This is a genomic window from uncultured Psychrobacillus sp. (assembly GCF_938022135.1).
Classification (GTDB): Bacteria; Bacillota; Bacilli; order Bacillales_A; family Planococcaceae; genus Psychrobacillus.
Map to the genome: position 1 here is coordinate 1 of NZ_CALIED010000045.1, position 20,940 is coordinate 20,940.

Genomic DNA, 20,940 nt, shown 5'->3' on the forward strand with positions numbered 1-20,940 from the left:
GAGGAAAGCGTCCGGCTGGTGCGAACAATCAATTCTACTCTCTGATCTAAGATTTCTTTGCATCATAAATCATCCCAAACCCTACCCTTTCACATAGCCTTTTTTTTTACAAAAATCAGATTTTAATATTGTGCATACCGTTAATATAGTATATAGTGTATATATATCACATATACTCTTTTAATTTATCTATGTCAGGAGGGGGTTCTAGCTCAGTTAATTTCATAAATAGCTTTTTAACATTTAAACATGTACCTTTCTATCTGATGATTGCGATAGGAGATGACTCCAGGGGGATGAGTTAATGAGCAATAAAAATCGTGTCAAAGAAAAGTTTGATAGCACGCATTTTAATTTTAATAAGGGGTGAGGAAAATAGGAAATTTAGTAGAGTTTAAAAATGTCAGCAAATATTTTAAAGATTTCTCCTTAGAGAATATGAATTTACATGTTAAACAAGGGCAAATAACAGGATTTGTAGGGGCGAACGGGGCAGGGAAATCATCCACCATGAAGCTAATGATGAATCTATTACAGCCAGATACAGGTGAAATAAAAATATTTGGTAAGGATTATGCCGATCATGAAAAGGAAATTAAAGAGCGCATAGGATTTGTTTATGATAGTAATGTATTTTACGAGAGTTTGAATCTAAAAGAAATCCGTAAAATAATTGGTCCAGCTTATCAAAATTGGAGTGACAGTCAATTTAATGATTATGTCAGAAAGTTTGAACTCCCATTAAACAAAGCTATTAAAACCTTTTCCAAAGGAATGCTGATGAAAACTTCTTTAGCAATAGCCCTATCTCATGAAGCTGAATTTATAATGATGGATGAGCCGACAGCTGGTTTAGATCCCGTTTTTCGAAGAGAATTGCTGGATATTTTAAAAGATATGATGGTAGATGGAAGGCGGACTATCTTCTTCTCCACCCATATAACCAGTGATTTAGAAAGAATCGCAGATAATATTACTTTCATTCATAAAGGAAAGATTCTTTTCAACGAGTCGATAAGAAATATACAGGAGCGTTATGCATTAGTAAAAGGAAGTGCAAATCTAATCAACCAAGACATTGAAAAATGTTTTATCAGTATGGAACGTTCCTCGACAGAATTTCAAGCAATAACAAATAATGCAGAAGAAGTAAAAAGATTATTAGGAGCTCAAGTGGTTATTGAAGAAGCTACCTTGGAGGATATTATGTTTTATACGAAAGGAGCTATAGGGCAATATGTATAATTTGATAAAAAAAGATTTAGTTATTCAAAAAACACAGATACTACTTTTTATTCCGTTTATTATGTTCTTTGCAATATTTGCTGATCATATGAGTCCAGCCTTTGTTTTTCTGATGGCTAGCATGTATATACCACTGAATGGATATATTTACGATGAACAAGTAGAATCTAATATCCTTCTTAATTCTTTGCCTTATACGAGAAAAGAGATTGTGGCAGCAAAGTACATCGGCGCTCTTGCATATATGATTGTATCAATAGGAGTAGCTAGTATTATTTTTTATATATTTAGTTATGACTTTTTGATAAAGGATATATCTATCGCCATGGGATTATTCTTCATTTTCACAGCAATAGCCTTTCCGTTATTTTATATTTTAAAACCCGGATATATAGGTGCAGTGGTTATGGTTGGATTTCTATTCTTAGCTGTTGTTATCCCGCCAGTCTTTCAATTCCTGACCAAACATCTCACTGCGATTACAGATTTTCTAACTAGCATGTCGACAACAACTCTTTACCTTAGTGGCGCAGCTACCTGCATTATAATTTATCTAATTTCCTGGATGGTTAGCCAATCTGTATATCAGCGGAAGGTGTTTTAAGTTTAACTCACTAACTCTTAGATGGAGGCTTTAGTTAAATTCATCACTTAAAAAGGAATGTCTCTATATATTGAGACATTCCTTTACATAGAGAATCTAGCTATCTATTTCATTAAGAGACCCATTTGAAAAGGTAGAAACTTACCTCCATAATAGCCAAATGTTAAGTTTGGATCATACTCGTTAATTGGAAGGCCGTAGTTCATACGCTTCTCCTTCAAGATTATGTTGCGCTCTGTGCATTTTCAGCCAGTTTACATATCCGTAAATAGAGTTCACTAAAAATGCCGACCACATAACGAGCATTGACCAGTCATTTCCGCCCGTTTTTGTAAGTGTGATCACCCAAAGGACAATTGTTAATCCATTGACAGCGATCCAAAGCACCCATTGCTCTGCATAACGTTTAAGCATCAATATTTGAGCTAGAACAGATAACACAACTGCAGCTGAATCTAATCGAACCTGTTGGCCACCAATAGCATTTAAAAGGTAGGCATAAGATATAGACGCTACAATAGAGATAACAATTATATACATCCATCCTTTTTTGTCTAATCGTTTTACAGAGACGTCTTCGCCAATTGTCTGAACTTTCGTTAGGTTTTTTCTCCATAAATAGATTCCGATAAACTGTATTGGAAAATAGAACAGTCCATTCAACATAGACTCCCCGTATAATCCATACGTATAGGTGATGTAGGCATAAGTAGACGTGTTTACAATACCAAAATAATAATTACTAATTTTCCCCTTTGCTACCAATACCACACAAAGCATACCTGTTAGTGAGCTTATTAGACCTAATAATGAATCCTTCCAAGCAAAAAACAAATAAATATTAACTAACGTAAATACACCCAACCAAACTTTTTCAAATAAAGTCCAGTCCTTGAACATTCCCATCACTCTCTCCTTTATTCATCATGTTATTCTCCCCTACAATAATTCCATACAATCCTCAGGAGGTTCTTGCAAATAAGTAAAAATTACCCTCCTTTATAAGAAAATGTATCGAACAATAAAACAATAGATTATTCTGAGAATAAATACAATATCCTTTGAAAAATAAATTTTTAAAATGTCACCACCACAATAGGAGAGGCTTAAAAAATATGATTGTGGTATGAATTCTTTGGGTGTATGAAGAATAATAAAGAAAGATTTGATATGATAAGAGAAGAACTTTTTAAGGGGGATTACTGTGGACACACACCGAGTGCTAGTAGTGGAAGACGATAAGAAAATTGCAGCACTACTGGCAGATACATTAAGAAAATATCACTATGAAGTACATACTATAGAAGACTTTGACCATATAATTGAGGAATTTACAGCCTTTGATCCACACATTGTTTTACTTGATGTGAATTTACCTTCGTATGACGGCTATTATTGGTGTAGACAATTAAGACAGCTTACGACTTGTCCGATTATTTTTGTTTCGGCAAGATCAGGTGAAATGGATCAGATTTTTGCTTTAGAAAATGGGGGAGACGATTTTATTACGAAGCCTTTCCATTATGAAATCGTCCTAGCTAAAATACGAAGCCATTTAAGAAGGACGTATGGGGAGTATGCAGCAAAGCAGGAGGAGAGAATTGTCCGAGCTGGAAAGCTTCAGCTTTTCTTGGAGCGGATGGAGCTACATATTGGGAAGGAAGAAATTCCTCTTCAGAAGAAAGAGTGTACCATACTAGAATTACTGTTAAGAAACTATCCTAAAGTAGTGACACGGGAGCAACTATTAGAAGAGCTCTGGGATGACCAGTCCTTTGTTGATGAGAACACATTGAATGTGAACATGACAAGAGTCCGTAAAAAGCTTGCGGATTACCATGTGAGCTCCACCATTGAAACGGTACGAGGAGCAGGTTATCGCTTAAACCTTAGTTCGGAGGAATCCTGATATGTTTCGTTTATTTATAAAAGAACATTCTATCTTTATCATATTTCAAATTTTCCTTGTGTTATTTATCATGCTCCTTTATTGGCTGGATGGCTTTCGAAACGTTGATACTGCCGTATACTCAATCGTCATTAGCACCATCCTAACACTTACCTTTTTAGGGACGCTTTTTATAAAAAAAATGTCGTTTTATAAAAAAATACTATCTGTTCCAAACAAAATAGAGGTAGTCTTGCAAAAAGAAGGATACTCCCCCGAAGTAAGACAGGTGGAGACCTATTTGCAGCACATCTATCGTTTATATCAAAAAGAGGTACAGCTTTTATATGCAACTCAAAACAGGCATCTGCAATTTATGAACAGCTGGGTTCATCAAATGAAAACTCCAATTTCTGTTTTAGAAATGATGGGACAAAATGGGGAACAGATGGACTCTAAAAGTGTTCTCGAGGAAACGGATCGATTGAAGCGAGGATTAGAAGCCGTACTTATGAATGCCAGGCTTGATACCTTTGAAGAAGATATGCACATAGAACAAGTGAATTTAAGGCAAGTTGTGGCAGAAGAGGTTTCTAAGAATAAGCGATTGTTTATTAGTCATCGAGTTTATCCAGTCATTGAAATGGAAGATGATTGTTTAATCGCGACGGATGCTAAATGGATCCGTTTTGTTATTGCTCAATTTATAACAAATGCTGTTAAATACACGATGAAGGAAAATAAAAAGATATTTTTTGAAACTACTTTAGAGGACGAAAAAGTAGTATTGAGTGTGAGGGATGAAGGGATTGGTATCCCGGCCTCTGATATAAAACGTGTGACCAAAGCCTTTTTTACGGGCGAGAATGGACGTAAAAGTGGGGAATCTACTGGAATGGGATTATATTTAGCTCAGGAAATCTGTAATCGTTTAGGTCACAAGATGAGCATCAAGTCGATACTTGGTGAAGGGACGACCATATCGATCCTATTTGAGAAGTTAGATTCTAAGGAAAGGGATGACAAGGATGTCGATATTAGTTCTTGATGATATAACGAAGGTTTATGAAGGAAAAATAGCTCACCTTGCCATTAATCAGCTTAGCTTTGAAGTGGAAAAGGGAGAGTTCCTTGCAGTAATGGGTCCATCAGGAAGTGGAAAAACTACTTTACTGAATATAATTTCCACTATTGACCGACCAACCTCTGGGGATTTCTTTATAGACGGCTTAAACCCGCTGGAGCTGAAAAAGGATGATTTGTCTTTATTTAGAAGAAGACAGCTTGGATTCGTATTTCAGGATTTCAACCTTCTCCCAGCGCTTACTGTAGAGGAAAATATGATTCTCCCTTTAACCTTAGATGGGCAGCCTGTAGGGACAATGAGGGAAAAAGTCATTGAGATAGCGGAATCGTTGGATCTAATGAATATTCTAGAAAAGAGACCAGCAGAGATCTCTGGTGGTCAGGCGCAAAGAACTGCGATAGGAAGAGCTTTGATACATGGGCCATCTATTATTCTTGCGGACGAGCCAACCGGGAATCTAGATTCTAAATCAGCACGTGATGTATTAGAAATATTAACTCAAGTTAATCAGATGAGTAATACGACCATTGTTATGGTAACTCACGATCCGATAGCAGCAAGTTATTGCGATCGAGTGCTATTTATCAAGGATGGAGAGTACTTTAACGAGATTTATAAGGATGATCGAAGACAAACCTTCTTCCAGAGAATATTAAACGTCCTTTCTCTCTTAGGTGGAAACGTTAACGATTTAAACTCTTTGCGAATGCCTTGATAATTTTCGAAAGATGAAAGTTAGGTGGAAATGTAAAATGACCTTTCAACAATTTGCTTATCATAATGTCATAAGGAACAGCAGGATTTATGCAGCTTTTTTTCTAGCTAGTAGCTTTTCTGTTATGGTGTTCTTCGTCTATACGATGTTAATGTTTCATCCAAAGATTGAGGATCAGTTTTTACGTGATATAGCATTTGGTGGAATGCTGATTGCTGAGATTATATTAATCATTTTTACATTGTTTTTTTTATTTTATTCGATGAGTGCCTTCATACAGGCTAGGTCGCATGAGTTTGGCGTACTACTGAATCTTGGGATGCAAAAGCAACAGCTAGGTCGGATGATTTTTATAGAAACAATGCTATTAGGACTTATATCTGTTACTGTCGGCATATTCTTTGGCTTTTCATTTTCGAAGTTCTTTTTTATGGTTATCCGAGAGCTTTTTTTACTCGATAGCCTTCCTTTGTATGTATCTTGGAAGCCATTTGCATTAACAATCATCGTTTTTGTTACGATGTTTGTCGTGATTTCTTTTAGCAGTGTCGTTTTTATACGTAAGAAAGATATCATCCAGCTTCTAAGAGGATATAGTAATGACGAGGAACCGACTGCATATAAAAAATGGAGAGCATTACTGGGGTTTATCCTCATTTTATCTGCCTACGGACTTGTTATATTCTCGGCATTTCAAATGCATATTGCCCTTAGCTTCGTCATTGTGACATTAGCATTTTGGGGAACGTATTACTTTTATACGGACAGCATCCTCTACCTGCTACAGGTCATTCGAAACAAAAGAAAACTTTATTGGCGGTCTTTTCGGTTAATCGCTTTCGCAGATGCATCGATTAAAATTCGAGAGAATGCCAAAATGTTTTTCGTTGTAACAATTGTATCCTGTATAGCCTTTCTTTCAGTGGGAATCGTTACTTCGTTTACTTCCTTTACCGCACAGTTTAGAGAGTTAAACCCTGTAAGTATTTTCTACTCTAGTGATTGGAATAACCCCTATGAACAAGAGCATGTGACGAAGCTAACCAAGGAGTTGCAGAATGAAGGGCTTTCTTATGATTTAGTTAAATTTAACCTGAAGAAGCAGACGTCCTCCAGTACAGGAGAGACGGTCAACGTCATTAGAGAATCAGAAGTCAATAGCCTTGCACTTGCACTCAAACTTCCTTTTGTTGATTTGCTACCGGGACAGGCATTGTTAGTGCCCAATACAGAAGAGGACTTTGGAAGTATCCGAGTGGAAAATGAACAGACAGTGTTAGAGGAAAGTAATATTCCTCTTCGTATTCAGGATATTTACAATAAGTTAATTTTTCCTTCCCTAGCAATCAAAGATCGCACAATCATTATTAGTGATGAGGACTTTTCATTAATAACAGAACCATTGGCGGGGTATGAGGACCAGCAATCGAGAATGACCTTTTATGCCTTCCATATTTCTGAATGGCTCCGTACGAAAGAAATTGGTACTAGTTTAGACGAATTAATGAGTGAAACTGTAAGTTCTACTGGTATAAATTCCAATCCTTTTTATTACGTAAACCCAGGGTTGAACTATTCCATTATTCGCGCTACCTTCTCATTACTTCTATTCACGGGGCTATTAGTTGCTGCAGTACTAATCCTAGCTGCAGGTAGCTTTGTTTACTTCAAGCTATACACAGATTTGGAGAGAGATAAGAAGCAATATGATGTACTGAGAAGAATGGGAGTAACAGATAGAGAACTAGTTAAAATCGTTAATAGGCAGCTAATTCCGCAATTCTTTTTACCTTGGGGGCTAGCAATGATTCATAGCACCTTCTCCTTCTTATTTTTACAAGCATTTTGGGTGGATCTAGCTGCAGTTTCCATAGCTAAAGAAATGTTAATAGTTTTAATAGTATTTACCATTATCCAGCTATCCTATTTCTATTTAATAAGATGGAGATATATTGCCCATATTCAAGAATAAAATATGCATGAAAGAATGGGGCAGGGCTAGTACTCTGCTCCCATTTTGCTTTGGAAGTAAATGGTGCAAACCTTCATTTTATATTGAATTGTCAAAACTTTTCTTATATAATTAAGTTGGGGATTATGAATGACTGTTCATTCAAGAAAGATGGGAGCTGTAAAAAATGAGTTTAGTGACACACGTTCAACAAAGGGCCTTAAAAAATCCAGACAAAATTGCTTATCATTTTATGGGAAAAGACACTACTTACGCAGAATTCAATCAGTCGGTAGAGCGTTTTGCGGCTGCTTTGAATTCATTAGGGGTAGAAAAAGGGGATAATGTAGGGTTTCTACTTGGAAATTCTCCACACTTCTTAATTTCTCTTTATGCAACCATGCGTTTAGGTGCAACCGCAGTACCGATTAATCCAATATACACACCAGATGAAATTAGCTACATCGTGAAAAACAGTGACGCTAAAGCTATTATTGCCTTAGATGCGTTTATACCACTAGTAGAAAAGGCAGCTGGTGTTTTTTCAACAGTAGAAAACTATATTATCTGTGAGACAGATCCATCAACACCTGAAAAGCTTGCAGCTCTTCCAGCTACCTTAAAGTCTAAGGTGAAATCGTTTACATATTTGATTTCTACAGCAGTGGAAGCAGTACCTCAAGTGGAAATTGATTCAGATGACACAGCTGTCATTCTATACACATCTGGTACTACTGGACATCCTAAGGGTGCTATGCTGACATTTAATAATATTTACTCGAACGCTCGTGACGTTGCCGAGTATTTAAACTTCAGCACAGACGACCGAGTAATAGCGACACTTCCAGTATTCCATGTATTTGCATTGACGGTAGTAGTAAATGCACCATTATTAATGGGGGCTACTATTCTGTTAGTTCCTAGATTCAGTCCACAGGAAGTGTTCCATGTGATTAAAGAGCAAGAGGCAACTGTCTTTGCTGGTGTACCAACGATGTTCAACTTCCTATATCAATTCCCAGAAGGAAAGGTAGAAGATTTCTCTACGATTCGTTTAGCGATTTCTGGAGGATCCTCCTTACCGGTTGCTTTATTGCACAACTTTGAAGACAAATTTAAAGTGCGTATTTCGGAGGGCTATGGTTTATCAGAGGCTTCTCCAGTAACTTGCTTTAACCCAATTGATCGCGACCGCAAGGCAGGATCCATTGGAACTTCTATAGTTAACGTAGAAAACAAAGTGGTAAATGAGCTCGGGGAAGAGGTACCGGTAGGAGAAGTTGGCGAACTGATTGTTCGTGGACCGAACGTCATGAAGGGCTATTACAAGATGCCTGAAGAAACGGAAAATGCAATTCGTGGTGGCTGGCTTTATACAGGTGACCTAGCTCGCCAAGACGAGGAAGGCTATTTTTATATCGTTGACCGTAAAAAGGATATGATCATTGTCGGGGGCTATAATGTTTACCCTCGTGAGGTTGAGGAAGTATTATTTGCGCACCCTGGCATCGTGGAAGCAGCCGTTATCGGCGTTCCAGACCCTAACTTTGGAGAAGAAGTACTTGCCTTCGTTGTGAAAAAGGATGAATCCTTAACGGAAGAGCAGCTTCATGATTATTGCGCTGAAAAACTAGCAAAATATAAAATTCCAAAAAGTATAGAATTTTTAGATGAGCTTCCAAAAAATACGACTGGTAAAATACTACGTCGTACATTGAAGCCAACAACCAAAGCAAAATAACAGAAACTGCCTCCTGAAATGGGAGGCAGTTTTTTTAGTGGGAATTAAAATATAGTGCACATGTGTAAATCTAGTTGAATCGAGAGAGATACTGATTGATTGTAGTAATCTATGGATTGATTGTCGTAAAGTAGCGTGGGATTGTAGTAAAACACGGACCCATTGTCGTAAATTTAGTTGGATTGAGAGAGTTGCTTATCGATTGTAGTAATCTATGGGTTGATTGTCGTAAATTAGTGTGGGATTGTAGTAAAACACGGACCCATTGTCGTAAATTTAGTTGGATTGAGTAAACAGCAGTGTATTGGGTGTTTGGGTAGGAAGACGGCTTATTGCTCATCCTATGAAATGTGTTTGCCTTATGAAGAGATCAATTTTGCTTAATGTTAAATATGAAAATATTCATGTAGCATTCTTTTTTTCGGGAATTAAAGGAAAATGATTTATAATGTCGAAATAAGAAAGACAACAAGAAAGCGAGGAAAAATAATGACTAAAAGACGGTTAGAAGCAAAGGACTTATTTAAACTGCAATCTATTACAAATCCTGTAATTTCTCCATCAAATAAGGATGCCTTATTTATTAGAACTGAAATGAATGAGAAAGATAATAAATACTATTCTTATTTGTATCATGTAGATTTAGAGACAGATGAGGTGACCCAGTGGACACATCTGAAGGAACGTATATCATCACCATGTTGGTCTAAGGATGGAAAATACATAGCGTTCTTGTCTAGTCGAGAAGAAAAAAGTCAGCTTTTTCTACTATCATCCAAGGGTGGAGAAGCAAAGAAGCTAACCACTTTTGAAAAAGGAATCTCAAGCTTCCACTGGTCTCCTTGCAGTAAAAAAATCTGGTTTGTCGCGCCTTTAAAAGAGGGGAAAAGCTGGACAGACGACCCTGAAAAAGAAGAAAACAAGCAGCCCGAGGCATACGTAGTCGATAAGATGAGATATCATTCTGACGGTGTAGGATTATTACCGCAAGACATCTATAGACAAATAGGAATAATCAGCCTGGATACAGAGGAGATTGTACAGTTCACAGAAGGTAATCACCAGCATAGCCTGCAGGCAGTCTCACATGATGGCAAGAAAATAGTAATGGGAGTAAATAGAGAAGAAAACCAAGACTTTTCATTTAAGCAACCTTTGTATTTAGTAGATATGGAATCGAAGGAAGAGAGCATATTAGTAGATGAAGAGGGTTATTTCGGAGGCGCTGCTTTTTCACATGAAAATGACTATGTTGCTTTTGTAGGATCAAATAGAACTTATGAAAATGCAACACATGATGAAGTATATATTTATAATGTTCAAACAGGTGTAAGAGAGTCTTTAACAGAAGGAATTGATGCTCCAGTCGGAGATTATTCCGGAGGTGATTTGCAGCAAGGAGCAAGTGCACCAAGTGTAGCCTGGACAAAAGACAACTATGTATATTTTCAGCTCTCTACTATGGGTGACGTCCGCCTCTATGTAGCTTCCTTAGAGGGAGAGATCTATCCAGCCACACCTGAAAACGAGCATGTTTATGGATATGACGTTGCGAAAGATGGCACATTTGCACTTGCCACGATAAGTAATTCAGTATTTCCCGGGGAATTATTTAAGCTTAATTTGACGACTGGGGAGAGAAAAGCACTAACTTCATTCAATGAACAGCTTTTGGAAGAAATAGAACTTGTCGAACCAGAGGCGATTGTTTATAAGGGGGCTAAGGACTGGGATGTTCACGGGTGGCTGATGAAGCCGGCTGGTTTTGAGGACGGAAAGAAATACCCGCTAATTGTAGAGATTCATGGTGGTCCCCATACGATGTATGCAAACACGTTCTTCCATGAGCTACAGTTATTGGCGGCTAAGGGATACGGAGTGCTATATGTAAACCCAAGAGGTAGTCATTCGTATAGTCAAGAATTTGTAGATGCCGTAAGAGGTGACTATGGTGGTGGAGACTATGAGGACATTATGGCAGGCGTTGACTATGTGTTGTCGGAAAATGATTGGATTGATAATGATCGTCTAGGAGTAACAGGAGGAAGCTACGGTGGTTTTATGACGAACTGGACTGTCGGTCATACAAATCGCTTTAAGGCAGCTGTAACCCAGCGCTCTATCTCTAACTGGGTTAGCTTTTACGGCGTTTCCGATATAGGATATTATTTCACACCTTGGCAAATTGGTGGAGATATGACGGATATTAATAAACTTTGGGATGCATCTCCATTAAAATATGCGTCTCAGGTGGAAACTCCGTTACTTATTTTGCATAGTGAAAACGACTATCGTTGTCCAATAGAGCAAGCTCAACAGTTGTATATTACTTTAAAGGGAATGGGGAAAGAAACAAGCTTTGTACGTTTCCCGCAAGCAGATCACAATTTATCGCGTGTCGGGTTACCAAATCTACGCCAAACGAGACTCGAACAAATTACGGGATGGTTTGAAAAGTATATTTAAGCATTAAGAAAAGCCCTTCATCTCCTTTTAGAGAATGAAGGGCTTTATTTAGATCTGGTTTTTCTTTTTATGAAAGCCATTTTTGTAGTAGCTAAATACTAAGCCGATGATCCATATAGGACCGACTATTACTGCGACCCTTGTATCAGGGAAATAAGCCATGAGACCAAGCACTAATACTAAAAAGGCAAGCACGAGATACGAGCCGTAGGGATAGAATAATGCCTTATATGAAAGTCTTGAAACTTCTCCCTTAGTTAAAGATTTTCGGAATTTTAATTGAGACATTAGAATAATTCCCCATGTCCAAACTGCTCCGAAGGTCGAGATACTCGTTACCCAAATAAATACCTTTTCCGGTACTAAGTAATTTAGTAAAACGCCAAACAATAATAGTGCAGCAGAGAAAATAATAGCTTTTGAGGGAACGCCAGTACCGCTGATTCGCTTAAAGGAAGCAGGTGCTTGTTTTTGCTCTGCTAGATTAAAGAGCATTCTCCCTGTACTGAAAATTCCGCTGTTACAGCTTGATAACGCAGCGGTAAGAACAACAAAGTTAATAATACCCGCAGCTGGTCCAATACCAATTTGCTCGAACATTAAAACAAACGGACTACCGTTGTCTCCCACTTCATTCCAAGGATAAATCGACATAATAACGAACAAAGCTCCCACATAGAACAATAAAATTCGCCAAAATACCGTGTTGATGGCATTAGGAATAACCTTCTTAGGATTCTTTGCTTCTCCAGCTGTTACTCCAATCATTTCAACACCTAAGTAAGCAAACATGACCATTTGTAGAGACATGAATATACCCGTTATTCCATTCGGGGCAAAGCCACCGTTTGTCCATAGATTGCTTATACCAACGGCTACACCGCCGTTACCTATACCAAAAATAATAACGCCAAGTCCGACGAATATCATTGCAAGGATTGCCACAATTTTAATAAGAGCAAACCAGAATTCAAATTCTCCGTAAGCCTTTACGGCAATCAAATTAACTAGAGTCATAATCACCAAAGCAGCTAAAGCCCAAATCCACGATGGCGTATCAGGGAACCACATTTTCATGTATACTCCAACTGCTGTAATTTCGGCCATACAGGTGACAACCCATAAAAACCAATAATTCCATCCAGTTATATATCCTGCCAGCGATCCTAAATAATCCTTTGCATACCTGCTAAAAGATCCGGATACCGGGTTATGGACGGCCATTTCCCCTAGCGCTCGCATAATAATGAAAATAGCTAGGCCTCCAATAATATAGGAGATCAGAATAGCTGGTCCGGCTAATTGAATGGCTGTTGCGGAGCCTAAAAATAGTCCGACTCCAATGGCAGCGCCTAACGACATTAAGGTGATGTGCCGTTGCTCCAAGCCTCGTTGTAATTGTTGATTTCCACCCACGAGAGTAGCACTTCCTTTTATATATGTAATTTTCACAAATAACACTTTACCACAATAGAAACTATATAGGAAATATTCTTTCGAAAGAATAGTATGATAAAATTATATGCATGGAAGTTAGGGGGCATGAAAGTGAATGACATTAATATAAGACCGGTAAAAGAAGAGGAACTATATCGATTATGGGAACTGAGCCTAAAAGAAGAAGCCCCAGAATGGAAAAAGTGGGATGCCCCGTTTGAGCCTTACACTTCCATGACTTATGAGCAATTTATTTTAAAAAAAGATTATTTTATAAACCAAGATGATTTTTGGGGAATCTATTATAAAGATGAATTAGTTGGAGCACTTTGTTATTACTGGGAGCATGAGGCCTCACTTTGGCTAGAGATGGGAATTCTTATCTATGACCCAAAATCATGGAATTCAGGAATTGGAACAAAGGCACTTAAAATGTGGATCAATCATCTATTTACGGAGCTGCCTCTTGTACGGGTTGGCTTTACAACCTGGTCCGGCAACGAACGAATGGTCAAGGTTGGAGAAAAGTTAGGTATGAAAATGGAAGCGCGCATGAGAAAATGCCGTTTATATAATGGAGTCTACTATGATTCGATACGTATGGGCTTATTAAGAGAAGAATGGGAAGAACAAAAGGAAGCCTCTACCTGAGCTGAACAATAATATATAAAGAAGCACTGAAGAGAGAATTCAGTGCTTTTTTAATTGACTGAAAATTGTGTGTAATATATAATTAAATATAAAGTAGATGGTAAGGGGATGGTATGTAGATGGCGGAAACAGAAAAAATAACAATTAATATGAACGTAGTGGATTTAGGAAAGGTAGACTTACTCGTAGAACAAGGCTTTTATTCGAACAGAACGGACTTCATCAAGTCATCTATTCGAAGCCAACTAAACACACATGCACAAGTAATCGATCAAGCAGTGACAATGAGAGCATTTACGATGGGGGTAAGCTACTACGACAAAGATACATTAGAGCAATTATCAAAGCAAAATAAAACGCTATCTATTAAAACGATTGGTATGCTCATCCTAGCAAATGACATAGACCAAGAGCTAGCGCTAAAAACAATTAGCTCCATAAAAGTCCATGGAGTATTCAAAGCCTCTTCAAAACTTAAAGAAGCACTACAACCCGTAATGAATTAAACAGAGATGGGGCTAAACATAGCAAAGTGCAAGGTTTAGCTCCATCTCTGCAAGGTTTAAGCTCGTTAGTGCAAGGTTTAACTCTATCTCTGCAAGGTTCTAGCTCGTCACTGCAAGGTTTCGCACACTGCGGTTCGTTTCCGCAACACTTCTCCCCATTAGCGCAATACTTTTCGATTTCCCGCAACACTTCTAACTATTGGCGCAACACTTTTCAATTTCCCGCTATATCCTACGCTCCCAAAACTCCAAATAAAAAAGTGAACCCCTTAGGATCCACGCTTTATTTAATCCATTGTTCCATTATCGTAACTTCTTTACTCGTAGCATCTAGCTTAATTTGTCGGCCGATTGGCATCGTTAGCATTGGATGTGTGTGGCAGCAGTCGAAATCTGCAAGGATAGGGATATTCAAATCGCCGATCGTTTCTAGTAGAATTTCGTATGGTTGCCTACCGGTTGCCTCGTCATCGAACAATTCGTGTTTGCCTAGGATTATACCTCCAATTCGATTGAATACACCGTTGACCTTCAATAGATTGAAGTTTTTTTCCACGATAGAGGCAGATTTCATCGTGTCCTCGATTAGGAGGATATCGCCTGCTTTAATGCTTGGCATATAGGGACTTCCCCAAAAACCATACATGGCGTTAAGGTTGCCGCCGATGAGTCTGCCTTTAGCGATGCCCTTATTCAGACAAACCCACTCATTTTCTCGCTGATCCTTTTCTTTCGTTTTAACCTCCCAGTTTACCATTTCGTCTGTCCAATACGGAGGGGTAGGGATGACATACGGTGCCTGCTGCTCCTCGATTAGCATTTGATTGAAATAGTCATATGTATAATTGACGAATGGCTCAAACTCTCCAAAGGAAGGGACGAGTGCTGGACCATAAAAGGTTGGTATTCCTGTTTGGGCGTAAAGTGCTAATAGAACTGCTGTTGCATCCGAATAGCCGATTACAATTTTGGGATCCTTTTTAAACGCCTCATAGTCTATATATGGGAGGATAGCATTGGAATTGGTACCACCTATTGTAGACATGATACATCGAACATCAGGATTTCGGATCAGCTCATTTAGTTCCTCTGCTCGTGCCATTATACTTCCTGATCTATAGTGATCGTGTTTTCCTGTCAAGCTTCCTTCTACTATCTCAAACCCCTTTGATTGAATAAAAGCCTTCGAGCGTGCAAAACGCGTAGGGGAAGAATAGGTAATTGGTGACGAAGGTGAATAAATTCCAATTTTATCTCCCTTTTTTAGTCTCTTTAGTAAAGTCATTAAGCTTCCACTCCTTTATACATACTATAAAAGAAAAATAGCAGCCTAACTATAACTTTTTGAGAATTTAGATTAGTATTTCAATTCTTATATAAAAAGGATATATTAAATAAAAAAGGGGTTAGGTTATGAATGATCATATTTTATTAGAAAACAATGGGTTTTATATAAGTACGGATAAGGGGTTACTAGATATCGATGTGATTTATAATTATTTAACGAACGAATCCTATTGGTTAAAAGGGGTAACAAGAGTATTAGTGGAGGCTTCCATAGATAACTCTGTATTGTGCTATGGCATATATGAGGGAGATCCAACATCTGGTGCAGCCAGACAGGTAGGGTTTGCTCGAGTAGTATCAGATTTAGTGAGGCATTCATGGCTAGGAGATGTATTTGTTTTACCTGATTACAGGGGGAGGGGCTTAAGCAAATGGCTGATGAGTGTTATTGTTGAGCATCCGAACTTAAAGGGAACAAATTTTCACTTGGCTACCAAGGATGCGCACTCCTTATATGAACAGTTTGGATTTAAGCCGTTAGACAGCATAGAAAAGAGGATGGCTAGACCGCATGACTGGGATGCTATTCATGCAGGCTACAACAGTGTAAATAAGGGATAGGGTTGTGATTCATACATACTTGATGAACCTTAAAGACTTTGTAACAACCTTTAACCATATGACGAGTACTTCTTCCAAACATTTTATATAATAAAGGAGACAAAAAAAGAAGGAGCTCACTTAGATATGCAGTTAGCAATAACCTTTAGTATATTGGCAATTAGTATTGTCTTATTTATAAGTAATCGAATACGAGCCGACTTAGTGGCATTGCTTGCACTTTTAGCCTTTGTTATTACTGGCATTTTAGAGCCGAACGAGGCGCTTGTTGGGTTTTCTAACTCTGTAGTCATTATGATAGCTGGTTTATTTGTCGTAGGAGCAGGCATTGTAAGAACTGGACTTGCCCAAATTGCGGGTAATCTCCTTCTTAAATGGTCTGGTAAAAGTGAACAAAAGCTATTTATTTTATTATTAATAATAACGGGTAGTGTTGGTGCATTTATGAGTAATACAGGAACGGTTGCATTAATGCTGCCAATCGTCATTAGTATTGCAATTAGCATCAATAGCAGCCCGTCCAAATATTTAATTCCACTGTCTTATATTAGCAGTTTATCTGGCTTATTGACCTTGATAGCAACGCCTGCCAACCTTATTGTCAGCCAGGTGCTAGTAGACAATGGCTATGAAAAGCTTGGATTTTTTGAAATTACGCCGGTTGGTATAATTGCTATTATTGTAGGTATTTTATATTTTGTTGTCGCGAGAAATGTAGTTCTTCCAAATGGCAAAAAGAAAGATGCTTTTGGTGCCGGTCATAAGCTATCGCCTAAACAGCTAGCGATTGATTATGAGCTTGGGGGAAATCTTCATCGCTTGAAGGTTCCTGAGCATTCTTTAATGATTGGAAAGAAGTTGACCGATCTAAAGCTACCGGCAAAGTATCATCTAGCGATTTTGAAGATAGACCGCAAATCCACAGAGGGGATCAATCTGTTACCAATGACGTACCAGGAGATGGCCGGTCCTCTCAGTACAGTCCAGGCAAAGGATGTCCTTTATATTCAAGGTTCCTTAAAGAGAACAGAGGAGCTAGCAAAGGATTATTTGTTAGAAGTGGATGACGATGATTCGATGCCGGACTTATTAGTTTCCAAACAGCTTGGAATCGCGGAGGTGTTATTGACTCCCCATTCCACATTAATTAATGAAACGATAGCGAGTATTAAGTTCCGCGAAAAATATAATTTAAACATTCTTGGCGTAAATCGCAAAGGGGAATATGTATTAAGTGAAATGGCAGATGTCCGTCTACGCTTTGGGGATGCCCTACTAGTACAAGGGGCATGGGAGGAGATTGAGCTCCTCGCAAAGGCTACCAATGATGTAGTGGTTATTGGCCAACCAAAGGAGCATGCAAGTATGGCGGCAGCTAGTGGTAAGGCGCCGATTGCTGGAGCTATTATGTTATTAATGATTATTTTAATGATTTCCGAAATATTTCCTGCCGTAATTTCTGTTTTAATAGGTGCGGTGTTAATGGTTGTGACCGGATGCTTACGTAACATGGATGATGCCTATGGAAAGATGAACTGGGAAAGTATCATACTTATAGCCGCCATGCTTCCGATGGCCACCGCATTAGAAAAGACAGGTGGTATGGTTATTTTATCGGAAGGCATTATCAATCTTCTAGGGGACTTTGGGGCATTAGGTGTCTTGGCAGGAATCTATTTTATCACCATGGTATTTGGGCAATTTATCTCTAACACGGCTACGGCAGTTTTGTTTGCACCAATTGCCATGACTGCAGCCCTTAGCATGGGAGCTAATCCATATACTTTCTTAATCGCTATTGCGGTATCGTCATCAATGGCTTTTGCAACTCCGGTTGCATCGCCGACCAATGCATTAGTTATGACGGCTGGTGGCTATAAGTTTTTCGACTTCGTAAAGGCTGGGATCCCATTACAGCTTATTATGTTTGCAGTCATGATGATTGTAATTCCGATATTTTTCCCTTTATAAAAATGGTAAAATATTCATAAAGTTAATAAAGGGGGAAGATATATGAAAATGCCAACTCATATCGCTGCAGCAGGCGGTATCGTAGAAAATGAAGAGGGAAAAATTCTTTTAGTGAAAACAGAGCATGGCGGGTGGGTTTACCCAGGCGGCCAAATAGAGGTAGGAGAGAACCTGATTGATGGTTTAACGCGAGAAATAAAAGAAGAAAGCGGGATTGACGTAGAGGTATCCTATTTAATAGGGGTTTATTCAAATACCGGTATGTATAAATGGTACGATGGCATTACGGATGTTCCTACTAAAATAATGTTTGATTTTGTGTGTAAACCAGTTGGTGGAGAGCTATGCACTTCTGAGGAAACTTCTGAAGTACTATGGGTACCAAAGGATGAAGTACTTAGCATGATCACGGCTGATGCAATCAGGAAGAGATATCAAGTCTATTTGGAATTTGAGGGTAAAGTAGTGTATCAGGAATACGTAACTAATCCTTCATTTGAATTAAAATTAAACAGAACCATATAAACCAAATGAGATATATACAGGAGCTAGCCTTAAAGGGTTTGCTCCTTTTTTGTTTTTTACCTTCCAGAAAGGGTAATAAAAAAATAGTAACATCTTCCTTTTATTAGTCTGCTGAATATGATATAACTAAAAGTGTTAATTCAAAGTAAACAACTTGGTTTAATACACTTCATAAAAGGGGTTAGACGAATGGGTAGAGAATTTGTAAATATTTTTGATGGATGGGCAGAGTCCTACGACGCATCGGTGTCAGGAAAAGACCCAGAATATCGTGATGTTTTTGAAGGCTATGATTCTATTTTAAATGAAGTAGTTAATCGAATTTCCGGTACTTCTATAATAGAGTTTGGTACAGGGACGGGTAATTTAACAGCACTGTTAGTGGAAAAAGATTTAAGTGTAATTGGCTTCGAGCCAAATGAAAAAATGAGAGAAATGACGGCAAAACGATTTCCGGATAAGGAAATTCTAGACGGTGATTTACTTCAATTTGAAATTGGAGAGGGAAAAATAGATACAATTGTTAGTTCCTTTGTATTTCATCATCTAACGGATGAGGAAAAAGGAAAGGCTCTAAAGCTGTATTCCGAACTTCTCGAACATAACGGCAAGATAGTATTTGCGGATACTGCGTTCATCACAGAGGAAGCAAAGCTAGATCAGATTAAAAAAGAAAGAGCTAGAAACTTTCACAACGTAGCAGACGATTTAGAAAGAGAATACTATACAACGATTCCAATTCTAACGGAATTATTCGAGGAAGCAGGATTTCAAGCACATTTCTCGAAGATGAATGATTATGTCTGGATTATGGACGCAACGAAAAAATAAGGAGCGATTTATAATGAAAAAAATGAACGTAGAAAGCTTTAACCTTGATCACACAAAAGTAGCAGCACCATTTATACGCTTAGCAGGAACAAAAGAAGGAAAACATGGCGATGAAATATACAAATATGATATTAGATTTAAACAACCAAACAAAGAACATATGGAAATGCCAGGGTTACACTCTCTGGAGCACTTAATGGCTGAAAATATTCGTAACCATACGGATCAAGTCGTAGATTTAAGTCCAATGGGCTGCCAAACTGGTTTTTACTTATCCGTCATAAATCATGAGGATTATGATGAGATTCTTGTCATTCTTGAAAAGACGTTAGAGGATGTACTGCAAGCAACGGAGGTACCGGCTTGTAATGAGGTACAGTGCGGGTGGGCAGCTAGCCATAGTTTAGAGGGAGCAAAAGAAATTGCTTCTGAAATGCTTTCTAAAAAAGATGAATGGCGACAAATTTATAAAGAGGAAGCATAAATGAATATTTTTAATAGCGTGCAAGAACTGATAGGAAATACACCCGTAATAGAAATAAATAATATATCTATTCCTAACAATTGCCGCATATTTGCAAAGCTTGAATACCTAAACCCAGGTGGTAGCGTGAAGGATCGTCTTGGTCTAGCGTTAATCGAGGAGGCAGAGAAATCCGGTAAGCTTACTCCTGGTGGGACAATCATAGAGCCGACAGCAGGGAATACCGGAATTGGTGTTGCACTGGCTGCAATTGGGAAGGGGTATAAGGTTAAGTTTGTAGTTCCTCAAAAGTTTAGTCTCGAGAAGCAGACCCTTATGCGAGCGCTGGGTGCAGAAGTTATTAATACGGACACAGCATTAGGTATGCAAGGGGCTATTAAGAAAGCGCAGGAGCTAGTGAAAGTCACACCAGGTGCTTTTTCGCCCTCTCAATTTTCTAACCCTGCTAACCCAAAAACTTATGAGCATACACTTGGTCCAGAGCTATGGAGAGATTTAGAGGGACAAATTGATGTGTTTGTAGCTGGAGCTGGCTCGGGAGGAACCTTTATGGGCACGTCCACCTTTTTAAAGGAACGGAATAAAAAAATAAAAACAGTAATCGTAGAGCCTGTAGGTTCCATTTTAAATGGTGGAGAAGCTGGCTCTCATGCAACCGAAGGAATAGGCATGGAGTTTTTACCGGAGTTTATGGACTCATCTTACTTCAATGCCATTCATACCGTTAGTGATGAGAACGCCTTTGCAGAGTTGCGTAGACTCTCCAAAAAAGAAGGCTTACTGGTGGGAAGCTCCTCAGGTGCTGCCTTTTACGCAGCAATGAAGGAAGCAGAGGTGGCATTAGAGGGAAGTCATATCGTTACCATCTTTCCGGACTCTAGTGAACGCTATTTGAGCCAGAAGGTATATGAATTATTCAAGGAGGAATAA

Annotated in this window: 19 protein-coding genes; 16 read left to right on the top strand and 3 right to left on the bottom strand. The window is 38.4% G+C overall.

Annotated elements, in window-relative coordinates; all coding sequences use genetic code 11:
- Positions 1-375 precede the first annotated feature (375 nt).
- The gene (locus Q0371_RS09685) at positions 376-1,245 is read left to right on the top strand and encodes an ABC transporter ATP-binding protein (RefSeq protein WP_298470724.1); all 870 of its coding nucleotides are present in this window, start codon (positions 376-378) and stop codon (positions 1,243-1,245) included.
- Positions 1,238-1,849, top strand: coding sequence for an ABC-2 transporter permease (locus tag Q0371_RS09690; RefSeq protein ID WP_298470679.1), 612 nt, complete (start codon positions 1,238-1,240; stop codon positions 1,847-1,849). Before Q0371_RS09685 ends, Q0371_RS09690 begins: the two co-directional genes overlap by 8 nt.
- A 183-nt stretch (positions 1,850-2,032) precedes the next feature.
- Here Q0371_RS09690 and pnuC read toward each other — a convergent pair whose 3' ends face one another.
- On the bottom strand, positions 2,033-2,755 hold the full coding sequence (pnuC, locus tag Q0371_RS09695) for a nicotinamide riboside transporter PnuC (protein WP_169360257.1): 723 nt from the start codon (positions 2,753-2,755) through the stop codon (positions 2,033-2,035).
- Between the two features lie 298 nt (positions 2,756-3,053).
- Between pnuC and Q0371_RS09700 the strand changes: the two genes are divergently transcribed.
- The 6 genes from Q0371_RS09700 to Q0371_RS09725 all read left to right on the top strand — a co-directional run bounded on the left by Q0371_RS09700 (position 3,054) and on the right by Q0371_RS09725 (position 11,697).
- Positions 3,054-3,758: a response regulator transcription factor gene (locus tag Q0371_RS09700; protein ID WP_169360256.1), complete on the top strand. Its 705-nt coding sequence runs from the start codon at positions 3,054-3,056 to the stop codon at positions 3,756-3,758.
- A 1-nt stretch (position 3,759) separates the two neighbouring features.
- Positions 3,760-4,785: a sensor histidine kinase gene (locus Q0371_RS09705; protein WP_169360255.1), complete on the top strand. Its 1,026-nt coding sequence runs from the start codon at positions 3,760-3,762 to the stop codon at positions 4,783-4,785.
- Complete coding sequence (locus Q0371_RS09710; protein ID WP_169360254.1) at positions 4,766-5,539, top strand: ABC transporter ATP-binding protein; 774 nt, start codon at positions 4,766-4,768, stop codon at positions 5,537-5,539. The genes Q0371_RS09705 and Q0371_RS09710 overlap by 20 nt, the downstream gene beginning before the upstream one ends.
- A gap of 37 nt (positions 5,540-5,576) precedes the next feature.
- Entirely contained in the window at positions 5,577-7,511 is a 1,935-nt protein-coding gene (locus tag Q0371_RS09715) for an ABC transporter permease (protein ID WP_298470686.1), read from the top strand.
- A 166-nt stretch (positions 7,512-7,677) separates the two neighbouring features.
- Positions 7,678-9,231, top strand: coding sequence for a fatty acid--CoA ligase family protein (locus tag Q0371_RS09720; RefSeq protein WP_251556858.1), 1,554 nt, complete (start codon positions 7,678-7,680; stop codon positions 9,229-9,231).
- 489 nt (positions 9,232-9,720) lie between these two features.
- On the top strand, positions 9,721-11,697 hold the full coding sequence (locus Q0371_RS09725; protein ID WP_298470689.1) for a S9 family peptidase: 1,977 nt from the start codon (positions 9,721-9,723) through the stop codon (positions 11,695-11,697).
- Between the two features lie 48 nt (positions 11,698-11,745).
- Here Q0371_RS09725 and Q0371_RS09730 read toward each other — a convergent pair whose 3' ends face one another.
- The gene (locus tag Q0371_RS09730) at positions 11,746-13,113 is read right to left on the bottom strand and encodes an amino acid permease (protein WP_169360250.1); all 1,368 of its coding nucleotides are present in this window, start codon (positions 13,111-13,113) and stop codon (positions 11,746-11,748) included.
- 126 nt (positions 13,114-13,239) lie between these two features.
- On the opposite strand from Q0371_RS09730, the gene Q0371_RS09735 reads away from it, so the two are divergent.
- Positions 13,240-13,785 (top strand): GNAT family protein, encoded by a 546-nt coding sequence (locus Q0371_RS09735; protein WP_298470692.1) that lies wholly within the window; start codon positions 13,240-13,242, stop codon positions 13,783-13,785.
- 119 nt (positions 13,786-13,904) lie between these two features.
- Positions 13,905-14,291: a CopG family transcriptional regulator gene (locus Q0371_RS09740; RefSeq protein ID WP_298470693.1), complete on the top strand. Its 387-nt coding sequence runs from the start codon at positions 13,905-13,907 to the stop codon at positions 14,289-14,291.
- 283 nt (positions 14,292-14,574) lie between these two features.
- Here the strand turns inward: Q0371_RS09740 and Q0371_RS09745 are convergent, their stop codons facing one another.
- Positions 14,575-15,576: a S66 peptidase family protein gene (locus tag Q0371_RS09745; protein WP_298470697.1), complete on the bottom strand. Its 1,002-nt coding sequence runs from the start codon at positions 15,574-15,576 to the stop codon at positions 14,575-14,577.
- Positions 15,577-15,704: 128 nt separating this feature from the next.
- On the opposite strand from Q0371_RS09745, the gene Q0371_RS09750 reads away from it, so the two are divergent.
- The 6 genes from Q0371_RS09750 (at position 15,705) to Q0371_RS09775 (ending at position 20,940) form a co-directional block, all read left to right on the top strand.
- Positions 15,705-16,199: a GNAT family N-acetyltransferase gene (locus Q0371_RS09750; protein ID WP_298470699.1), complete on the top strand. Its 495-nt coding sequence runs from the start codon at positions 15,705-15,707 to the stop codon at positions 16,197-16,199.
- 126 nt (positions 16,200-16,325) lie between these two features.
- Entirely contained in the window at positions 16,326-18,170 is a 1,845-nt protein-coding gene (locus Q0371_RS09755) for an SLC13 family permease (protein WP_298470701.1), read from the top strand.
- A 42-nt stretch (positions 18,171-18,212) separates the two neighbouring features.
- Positions 18,213-18,695: an NUDIX hydrolase gene (locus tag Q0371_RS09760; protein WP_298470703.1), complete on the top strand. Its 483-nt coding sequence runs from the start codon at positions 18,213-18,215 to the stop codon at positions 18,693-18,695.
- Positions 18,696-18,884: 189 nt separating this feature from the next.
- Positions 18,885-19,526: a class I SAM-dependent methyltransferase gene (locus Q0371_RS09765; protein ID WP_169360243.1), complete on the top strand. Its 642-nt coding sequence runs from the start codon at positions 18,885-18,887 to the stop codon at positions 19,524-19,526.
- Between the two features lie 13 nt (positions 19,527-19,539).
- Positions 19,540-20,010 (top strand): S-ribosylhomocysteine lyase, encoded by a 471-nt coding sequence (locus Q0371_RS09770; RefSeq protein ID WP_169360242.1) that lies wholly within the window; start codon positions 19,540-19,542, stop codon positions 20,008-20,010.
- Entirely contained in the window at positions 20,011-20,940 is a 930-nt protein-coding gene (locus tag Q0371_RS09775; RefSeq protein WP_298470705.1) for a cysteine synthase family protein, read from the top strand.

Coding starts and splice junctions, on each gene's coding strand:
- Q0371_RS09690 (WP_298470679.1), top strand. CDS start 1,238: ATGTATAATTTGATAAAAAAAGATTTAGTTATTCAAAAAACACAGATA.
- pnuC (WP_169360257.1), bottom strand. CDS start 2,755: ATGGGAATGTTCAAGGACTGGACTTTATTTGAAAAAGTTTGGTTGGGT.
- Q0371_RS09705 (WP_169360255.1), top strand. CDS start 3,760: ATGTTTCGTTTATTTATAAAAGAACATTCTATCTTTATCATATTTCAA.
- Q0371_RS09710 (WP_169360254.1), top strand. CDS start 4,766: ATGTCGATATTAGTTCTTGATGATATAACGAAGGTTTATGAAGGAAAA.
- Q0371_RS09715 (WP_298470686.1), top strand. CDS start 5,577: ATGACCTTTCAACAATTTGCTTATCATAATGTCATAAGGAACAGCAGG.
- Q0371_RS09720 (WP_251556858.1), top strand. CDS start 7,678: ATGAGTTTAGTGACACACGTTCAACAAAGGGCCTTAAAAAATCCAGAC.
- Q0371_RS09725 (WP_298470689.1), top strand. CDS start 9,721: ATGACTAAAAGACGGTTAGAAGCAAAGGACTTATTTAAACTGCAATCT.
- Q0371_RS09735 (WP_298470692.1), top strand. CDS start 13,240: ATGAAAGTGAATGACATTAATATAAGACCGGTAAAAGAAGAGGAACTA.
- Q0371_RS09740 (WP_298470693.1), top strand. CDS start 13,905: ATGGCGGAAACAGAAAAAATAACAATTAATATGAACGTAGTGGATTTA.
- Q0371_RS09745 (WP_298470697.1), bottom strand. CDS start 15,576: ATGACTTTACTAAAGAGACTAAAAAAGGGAGATAAAATTGGAATTTAT.
- Q0371_RS09750 (WP_298470699.1), top strand. CDS start 15,705: ATGAATGATCATATTTTATTAGAAAACAATGGGTTTTATATAAGTACG.
- Q0371_RS09755 (WP_298470701.1), top strand. CDS start 16,326: ATGCAGTTAGCAATAACCTTTAGTATATTGGCAATTAGTATTGTCTTA.
- Q0371_RS09760 (WP_298470703.1), top strand. CDS start 18,213: ATGAAAATGCCAACTCATATCGCTGCAGCAGGCGGTATCGTAGAAAAT.
- Q0371_RS09765 (WP_169360243.1), top strand. CDS start 18,885: ATGGGTAGAGAATTTGTAAATATTTTTGATGGATGGGCAGAGTCCTAC.
- Q0371_RS09770 (WP_169360242.1), top strand. CDS start 19,540: ATGAAAAAAATGAACGTAGAAAGCTTTAACCTTGATCACACAAAAGTA.
- Q0371_RS09775 (WP_298470705.1), top strand. CDS start 20,011: ATGAATATTTTTAATAGCGTGCAAGAACTGATAGGAAATACACCCGTA.